Genomic DNA, 5,208 nt, shown 5'->3' with positions numbered 1-5,208 from the left:
GCAGTGGGGCCCGCCTCTCGACGTCGTCCTCGCCGAGCGCTGACCCCGGTCGCATCTGGGCCCCGGGCCGGCCGCGCGTGACGCCCCGCGGGCGCGCGGGGTGCGGGGCGGGGGGCGGCGGGAGGTCGCGCCGGCGGGCGCGGCGCGGGCGGCGGCCGGCGTGCCGGCGGGGAGGGCGGCAGCGGGACAGGGCCCGGGCGGTACGACCGTACGGCGGGCGGGGTGGAGGGAAGGCGGGGAAGGCGGGCGCTCCATCGGGACCTCCGGGCAGGGTGACGGGGCATCACGATCACGCCGGGAGGGGCGGGACGAGCTGCCGATGATCAACACCCTGGGCGATCACACGGTCGCGCGCGAGGCGGCGGCACCGATGGAGTGATCAGGAACGCCCGGACGCACGGTTCCTGGCCCGCCGTCAGTCGCGTCCCGGTGCTGCCGGTCAGTCCATGTCGAGGTAGTACACGCCGGCCTTGGCGTCGGCGAAGAGGGTGAACTGCACGGTCGGCGCGCCGCCCTCCTCGTCGTCGTGCTCGGTCTCCACCGGTTCCGCGCTGACGAGGACGAACTCCTCGTACCCCTCGAAGTTGCCGGGACCGTCCGCGACGCCGACATGGATCGGCGTGTCGTCCGGGAGGCCGTCGAGGGCGCTGCGCAGCCGGGCCGCGGTCCACACCTGAGGAGCGTGTTCGAAGGTGTCTGCCATGGCGTGAAGCGTAGGGGTGCGGGCGGCGCGCGCGAGTACGGCGCGCCGGACGCGTTGCGGTGCCGCCGGCGGCCGCTACTCGAACCGGGCGGTGTCGCCGGCACCCCGGCGGACGATCTCGGCGGCGCCGCCGGAGAAGTCGATGACGGTGGTCGGCCGGGTGCCGCAGTCGCCCGAGTCGAGCACCGCGTCCACCACGTGGTCGAGCCGCTCCTTGATCTCCCAGCCCTGGGTCAGCGGCTCCTCCTCGCCCGGCAGCAGCAGGGTGCTCGACAGCAGCGGCTCGCCCAGCTCCTCCAGCAGCGCCTGGGTGACGGTGTGCTCGGGGATGCGGACCCCGACCGTCTTCTTCTTCGGGTGCATCAACTGCCGCGGCACCTCGGCCGTCGCGCGCAGGATGAAGGTGTAGGGGCCCGGGGTGGCCGCCTTGACCGTGCGGAACACGTCGTTGTCCACGTACACGAACTTGCCGAGCTGGGCGAAGTTCTGGCAGACCAGGGTGAAGTGGTGCCGGTCGTCCAGGTTGCGGATGGACCGGATCCGGTTGATGCCGTCCCGGTTGCCGAGCTGGCAGCCCAGCGCGAAGCAGGAGTCGGTCGGGTACGCGATCAGCGCACCGGAGCGGATGCTGTCCGCCACGGTGCCGATCGTGCGTCGCTGCGGGGTCTGCGGGTGCACGTCGAAGTACTTGGCCACCCGCCGAGCCTACGCCGTGCGGCCCCGCGGCAGCGGATCGAGGGGGGTGAGCACCCCGAGCCGGTCCTCGACCGCCCCGGCCGCGTCCAGGCACAGGTCCTCCCGGTAGGCGCGCCCCACGATCTGCACCCCGCAGGGCAGCCCCCCGCTCGTCCCGGTCGGCACGGCCACCGCCGGCACCCCGACGAAGCTGGTGGCGGTGCACAGCCGCATGCCCGAGGCCACCCGGTCCCGCCCCGCGCGGTCGCGCGACTCCAGCCCCGGCTCGACCGGCGGCTCGGTGAACACCGGCCCGAGCAGCAGCGGGTGGGCGTCCAGGAACTCTGCCCACGAACGGCGGATGTTCAGCCAGGTGCCCATCAGCTTCAGCAGCTCGTCGCGGTCCGCGGGCGGGGTGCGTTCCATCGCCCAGGCGATGTACCGGTCGCCGCCCTCGCCGAGCAGCGTGCGCACCGCCGGCCAGGACGGGGCGAACTCGGTCACGGTGATCTTCCCGTAGGCCTCCAGGGCCTCGTCCAGCCGGGGCACGTCGGCCACCTCCTGGACGTCGTAGCCCGCGTCGCGCAGGGCGTCGGCGGCCGTCGCGACGGCCGCGGCCACCGTCGGGTGCACCCCGTGCCCGCCGGGGTCCGTGACGACCGCGACCCTCACCGGGCCGGTCGGCGGCGGGCCGAAGGCGGGCACCGGCACGGCGCGTGGATCGCGCGGGTCGGCGCCGGCCAGGACCGCATGGGCCAGCCGGAGATCGCCCACCCGCCGGGCCAGCGGACCGTCGGTGACCAGGAACTGGGAGGCCGGGCCGGGATCCTCCGGACCGAACACCCGGTGGTCGGCCGGGTAGCGGCCCGAGGTCGGCTTGAGCGCGGTCACCCCGCAGAACTGCGCCGGGATCCGCACCGAGCCGCCCGAGTCGTTGCCGAGCCCGAGCGCCGCCATGCCGGTGGCCACGGCCACCGCGTCGCCCCCGCTGGTGCCGCCCGGGGTCCGTTCCGGGTCCCAGGGGTTGACCGTGTCGCCGTAGAGCTCGCTGCGGGTGTGCATCCCCGCCAGGACCAGGGTGGGGAGGTTGCTGTGCCCGATCGGGATCGCTCCCGCTGCGCGCAGCCGGGCCACCGGCGGGGCGTCGGCCCGTGCGACCAGGCCCCGCAGGCGCGGGCTGCCGAAGGTGGTGGGCAGGCCCTCGACCGGGGTGGTCTCCTTCACCGTGAACGGCACGCCCGCCAGCCGGCCCGGCTCCGCGCCGGCGGCCCGCCGCCGGTCGGTGTCCACGGCGGCCCGGCGGGCCCGTTCCGCCAGCAACTGGGTCACCGCGTTGACCCGCGGTCCGACCTCCGCGATCCGGTCGAGATGGCTGTCGACCAGCTCGACGGCCGAGATCTCGCCGTTGCGCACGGCCGCCGCCTGGTCCGCGGCCGACATGCGCCACAGGGCGTCCTGCATGACGCCGTCCTCTCCCTCGTAGTGATGCGCTTGCATCGGAACCATAGCCCGGGAAATGATGCGCTTGCATCGAATAAAGTGCGGACCACGGTGCAAGTGGAGAGAGGACGAGCGTGCCCAAGCAGGTGGATCACGAGGGACGGCGGGTCCTGGTCGCGGAGGCCGTCCTCGCCCTCGCCGACGAACGCGGGTTGGAGGGCGTCACCCTGCGCGACGTCGCCGCGCGGGCCGAGGTGTCCATGGGAGCCGTACAGCGGTGCTTCCGCACCAAGGAGGAGATGCTGGTCTTCGCGCTGGCCCACATCGGCGAACGCATCACCGCCCGGGCCCGGACCGCGGGCGCGGACGGTACGCCGGGACCGCCCCGCGCCGCGCTGGGGCGCCTGGCCGCCGAGGTGTCCCTGCTCGGGGAGGAGCGCCGCGCCGAGGCCCGGATCTGGCTCGCCTTCCTCGCCCAGGCCGTGGTCAGCGAGCCGCTCGCCCGCACCCTCCGGGCCGACTACGCGGCCCTGGAGGACGCGTTCACCCGCCTCGTCGCGGAAGCCGGCGGCGACGAGGGCCCGGGCGGCGCACGGCGCGCGGCCCGGACCCTCCTCGCCCTCACGGACGGCCTCACGGCACACGTCCTGGTCGGCCACCTCACCCCGGACGGGGCCCAGGAGGTCCTGGACGGCCATCTGGCCGGCCTCCTGGGCGGCTGACCGACCCTCGGCGCCGGGGCGGTCAGCCCTGGCAGACCCCGCGCGCGTAGTCGTACGTGGCGGTGGCCTGCGAGTACGTCCACTGCGGGGACAGCAGGCCCGCGTCGAGCTGGCCGGCCGCCGCCGGGCTCTCCACGACGTACCCGAAGTCCTGGAGCCAGGACGGGTAGAGGTTCTTGGAACCGATGTAGAACGCCGAGCCGTCGACCGAGACCAGCTTGTGGTGCTGGGCGTACGGGTGCCCGTCGGCCCAGGTCGGGCGGTCGGAGCTGCGGAACGTGGCGAGCTGGAGGTTCGAGCACATCGCGCCGCTGGCCTTCCCGGCGTCCCCGGTCAGCAGGGTCAGCCGGTTCCGCAGCACGTCGCTGATCTCGTTCAGGGACTTGATCTGGGAGTAGCCGCCGCTGCCCACCGCGCCGCGGTTGGCCGGGTCGCTGACGACGATGCGGACCTTGACCCCGGCGGCGAGCTTGGCGGCCAGAGTGTCGTACAGGCGGATGTCGTAGCGCGGCAGCGGCGGGCAGGTGGCGTTCATGTCCTGCTGCGAGATCTCGACGTGCCGGGTGGCGCCGGCGACCAGGGAGCGCAGGGCGCTCTCCTCGGGGTTGACGGTGTCGTAGTCCCGGTCGGCGTTGGTGTTGTCGTGGAGGCCCACCACGCACTTGGTGTCGGACGCGGTCGGCAGCACGGGGGCGAACTTCGAGGCCGGATCGCGGTCCTTGACGCCCACGCCGAGGCCGCCGACGGCGACCACGGGCACGCCCGCGCCCGGCCCCTGGGCCCCGCCGGCCGCAGCGGTGTCGCGGGGCAGGGTCGGCATGCAGTTCGCGCCGTTGGAGGAGGCGAACCACACGCTCGTCCAGCTCGACCTGTTGGTGCACGTCCAGTTCCACAGGGCGTCCAGGTACGCGCCCGCCGAGCCGGCCGCCGGGCCGGTCAGGGCGAGGTCCACGTCCGCCACCGGGTGCGCGGTCTGGAGGTAGTCGCCCTTCCAGTTGTTGATCCCGCCGGTGACGACGGAGATGCCGTCGACCACCAGGAGCTTGGAGTGGTTCCACGAGAACGCCGTCTTCGACGTGGTCATGGAGGCCACGTTGAGGTTGATGTTCCCGGCGGCCGGACCCAGCTTGGCCACCAGCTCGTCGCGGTACTTCGAGGGGACGACCGTCGCGTGGTAGACCGGCGCGGCACCGACCAGGATCCGCACGTCGAGCCGGTGACCCGACTCCGCCGACGCCTTCAGGCCCGCCACGATCGCGTCCTGGAACGCACCGTCCGGGAAGGGCGCGAGGGTGGAGATGTCGACGCTGCGCCGGGCCTGGGAGATGTTCTGCCGCATCTTGCCCAGCAGCCGCTCGGTGCCGGGCCGCTCGGCGCACGTGGCGTCGCCCCAGCAGCCGGGCGTCTGCAGCAGCCAGTCGGCGCCGCCGGGGGTCGAGGCGTCGAGCCGGTTGCCGGCCGTCCGCTCCCACACGCTGCCTTCGAGGCCGGGGGAGACCTGACGCAGCGTCTGCTCGACCGCGTCCAGGTAGGGGGTGGCGGCGGGGGAGGGGGCCGCCGCCGCCGCCGGCCCCACCCCCGCCCCCCCCGCCCTCCTGGGCCGGGTGGCCCGCAGGGTCGGCCAGGGCTCCCCGCCCCTCGCGGGCACGGGCGGCGAGCGGGCGCCGC

At 74.6% G+C, this 5,208-nt stretch carries 5 protein-coding genes; 1 reads left to right on the top strand and 4 read right to left on the bottom strand.

Annotation, left to right across the window (positions count from 1 at the left end; translation table 11 throughout):
- Positions 1–439 precede the first annotated feature (439 nt).
- From EF918_RS32025 to EF918_RS32015, 3 genes are all read right to left on the bottom strand, one after another.
- Complete coding sequence (locus EF918_RS32025) at positions 440–703, bottom strand: DUF6225 family protein (protein WP_125652422.1); 264 nt, start codon at positions 701–703, stop codon at positions 440–442.
- 75 nt (positions 704–778) lie between these two features.
- Positions 779–1,399, bottom strand: a complete 621-nt coding sequence (locus tag EF918_RS32020; protein WP_125652421.1) for an L-threonylcarbamoyladenylate synthase — start codon at positions 1,397–1,399, stop codon at positions 779–781.
- Positions 1,400–1,408: 9 nt separating this feature from the next.
- A complete protein-coding gene (locus EF918_RS32015; protein ID WP_125652423.1) occupies positions 1,409–2,839 on the bottom strand; it encodes an amidase in 1,431 nt (476 codons plus the stop codon).
- A gap of 113 nt (positions 2,840–2,952) precedes the next feature.
- On the opposite strand from EF918_RS32015, the gene EF918_RS32010 reads away from it, so the two are divergent.
- Positions 2,953–3,540 carry a TetR/AcrR family transcriptional regulator gene (locus tag EF918_RS32010; RefSeq protein ID WP_125652420.1) on the top strand — a complete coding sequence of 196 codons (588 nt, stop codon included), beginning with the start codon at positions 2,953–2,955 and terminating at the stop codon, positions 3,538–3,540.
- Between the two features lie 22 nt (positions 3,541–3,562).
- Here the strand turns inward: EF918_RS32010 and EF918_RS32005 are convergent, their stop codons facing one another.
- Positions 3,563–5,116: a phospholipase gene (locus EF918_RS32005; protein WP_125652419.1), complete on the bottom strand. Its 1,554-nt coding sequence runs from the start codon at positions 5,114–5,116 to the stop codon at positions 3,563–3,565.
- Positions 5,117–5,208 lie beyond the last annotated feature (92 nt).

Source organism: Streptomyces sp. WAC06614 (genome assembly GCF_003949795.1).
Taxonomy (GTDB): domain Bacteria; phylum Actinomycetota; class Actinomycetes; order Streptomycetales; family Streptomycetaceae; genus Streptomyces.
The sequence above is the reverse complement of the archived record's forward strand: the minus strand, read 5'-3'. Positions and strand labels throughout refer to the sequence as shown.

What these genes read in the sequence shown, in the direction of transcription:
- EF918_RS32015 (WP_125652423.1), bottom strand. Translation starts at nt 2,839, where the DNA reads ATGCAGGACGCCCTGTGGCGCATGTCGGCCGCGGACCAGGCGGCGGCC.
- EF918_RS32025 (WP_125652422.1), bottom strand. Translation starts at nt 703, where the DNA reads ATGGCAGACACCTTCGAACACGCTCCTCAGGTGTGGACCGCGGCCCGG.